At 59.6% G+C, this 2,794-nt stretch carries 2 protein-coding genes; one reads left to right on the top strand and one right to left on the bottom strand.

Annotated features, from left to right (window positions below):
- The coding region (locus R2855_19990) for an ammonia channel protein (protein ID MEZ4533287.1) at positions 1-433 on the bottom strand (433 nt) is incomplete at its 3' end.
- Between the two features lie 354 nt (positions 434-787).
- On the opposite strand from R2855_19990, the gene R2855_19985 reads away from it, so the two are divergent.
- Positions 788-2,794: TIGR03663 family protein (locus R2855_19985; protein ID MEZ4533286.1), on the top strand; the 2,007-nt coding region annotated here is incomplete at its 3' end.

The raw sequence follows: 2,794 nt of genomic DNA, 5'->3' as shown, positions 1-2,794 counted from the left end.
ATACCCAGTGGCAAACCACGGAATAGACCAATGTCGACCACAGGATCGCAAAGACGATGAAGGCCTTGAAGTTCTTCCGTTCGGCGAACGCGCCGGAGATGAGCGCCACTGTGATGATGGCGAACATCATCTGGAAGAACATGAAGACCATGGCGGGAACGCCGGTCGCGCCAGGTTCCACACCAACGTTGCGTAGACCGATGTAGTCGAGATTGCCGATGAATCGCCCTGTGCCGCCGAACGCGATCGAATAGCCCCAGAGCGCCCAGACGATGGCGATGAGGCAGAGAATGAAATAGCTGTGCATCAGCGTCGAAAGCACGTTTTTCTTGCGGACAAGTCCGCCGTAGAACAACCCTAGCCCTGGTGTCATCAACATCACGAGCGCAGATGACATGAGAACCCATGCGGTGTTTCCGGTATTGAGCTCCACGATCTTCCTCCTGCCGGTAGGATCGAATGAACACTGCGCACTGTATCGAGCACATTGCATCATCGAAATGTGGCGGAAGAACGAATTGAGTGTTTGATTGTGTTCAATGTGAACAAATCGTGAGCGAATCAGATGGTCTGATGCGCGTTTCGCACAGTCGGGAGCAGTCAAATCCATCGTTGATTAGTGCTCGGTGACCAAATCCAGTGTCTGGGCAATCAGCTGCGCTCGAACTGGAGCGGCGCGGAGCTGCATGGAGCGACCGCCGGAGCCTTCCATCGTATACTCGCCCGGAGCCTGGGGCGGGATGGCGTTATCGTTCCATGCTTTTTTGTGTTTTCTGAAGGCGGTGCGGTGTCTAACGATCGATCGAACGGCGATCTGCATGAAGCGCCGGTCCTGGTGAGCGCGACGAACGAGGGCGACGAAGTCGGCGAGGAGCATTCCCTACAGCCGGTCCCGCGCCGGCGCCGCGGTTCCGCGGTCGCAGAACCTGTTGCCGAAACGTTGGCGGTCGAAGCGGTTGCCGCGCCGCAGGTGACCAGCCTGCCCGTCTTCGCGAAGTCCGCGCCGGCAAAACGGCGCATGCTGCCCTCCTCAGTCAGTTGGGAGACTGTCGCCTATCTGCTCATGATTGCGCTTGCCATTGGCACGCGCTTTTGGAATTTGGGCGAAAAGGCGCTCCACCACGACGAGTCGCTACACGCCTATTACTCGTGGGTCTACTACGTTGGGGACGGTTATCGCCACGACCCGCTCATGCACGGGCCGTTTCTCTTCCATTTCGGCGCGCTGATCTATCTGCTGTTTGGCGATACAGATGCCACGGCCCGCTACGGCGCGGCGTTCTTTGGTGTCTTGTTGGTGGCCATGCCCTGGCTCTTGCGGTCTCCGCGCTTTCTGGGCAAGTACGGCGCGCTGGCGGCGAGCTTCTTCATGCTGATCTCGCCCTCCATTCTCTATCAGAGCCGCTATATCCGGCATGACATCTACACACTGGGCGGCACGCTACTTCTTTTCATCTGCATTTTCCGCTATCTCGATCGACCCAGCCGCGTCTGGCTCATCACCGGATCAGCGACGCTCGCGTTCCTCTTCACGAATCACGAGATCGTTTTCGCCATCGTCGCGATCTTCTATGGCTTCCTCTATGTCGCGTTGATGATCGAGCAATTCACTGGTTTCCGACGCACCGGCGATCGGAGAGCCTGGGAGTTGCTGGGCGTGAACGCCGCCTATCTGATCGGGATGCTGCTGCTCTACGCGCTGATCCCGCATGCCACGAAGGACGAACTGCTCGATATCCCCTGGGAAAACCCGACGCAAGCGCAGCAGAACGCCTACTACAAGATGTTCCTGACCAATCCGCTGATCATTGGCGCGACAATCCTGACGATCGCGTTTCTGGTCGGGCTCTGGTGGGTGCTGATCCACAAGCGACCGGGACAGGCGATCGAAGCAGACCAGGTCGCCGCCGACCACCTCGAGGCCACGCCCAGGGACGGACGAATCTACTACACGCCGGAGGACGGCTTTTCGGTCACTGGCGCCGTGCGCGCACTGTGGGCGGACAAGACCGGACTCTACCTGGCGATCTTCGCCTACCTGGCAGTCTTCGTTCCGCTTTACACCAGTCTCTTCACAAACATGGCGGGGCTGCGCTCGTCCACGATCGATACAGACGGGACGCTGCTCTATTGGTTGGGGCAACACGATGTCCGCCGTGGAGAGCAGCCCTGGTTCTATTTCATCTTGCTCCTTCCCCAATACGACTACATCGTCTGCGTGCTTGGCGCGTTGTTGGTGGCCGTCACGATGATCCGTTCCGGAGCCTCGTTGGTGGGATTCTCCGGCGGGAAGCAACTCTTCTTCCGCCTTTTCATGTCGATCTGGTTTCTTGCCATCTTCGCCGGACTCTCGTTCGGCGGTGAAAAGATGCCCTGGTTGGTGGTGCACATCTCGTTGCCCGGCGTACTGCTTGCCGGAGCGATGGTTGGCGCGCTGATCGATCTGGGGTTGCGGGCGAAGGATCGCAATGTGGAGGAGGCCGCCGGCCAGTGGACCATACTCGGCTTGACCCTCCGGGATTGGGCGCTTACGGCGGGCCTGCTTGTGATCGGCGGGGCGTTCGTCTGGATTGCTGCGCCGTTGACCTACGGTGAGTTCCTCGACGTTCCGGATGACTCGATCACACGCCTTCGCCGGGTGGTAACAGAGTCGGCCGCCGATCATTGGTGGTGGCTGGCGGTGCCGTTCCTGCTCTCGGCAGCGTTGATCGTCGGTTGGGTGGTCTGGAGAGGCATCCAGCGCACCGCGCTCGCGGTGGTCGCCGCGGTCGTGATCGGGCTTTCGCTGCTGCAA

The sequence above is a fragment of the Thermomicrobiales bacterium genome (assembly GCA_041390825.1).
In the GTDB taxonomy this organism is placed as follows: Bacteria; Chloroflexota; Chloroflexia; order Thermomicrobiales; family UBA6265; genus JAMLHN01.
Note: the sequence above shows the minus strand (reverse complement) of the source record. Positions and strands in the feature narration are given on the sequence as shown.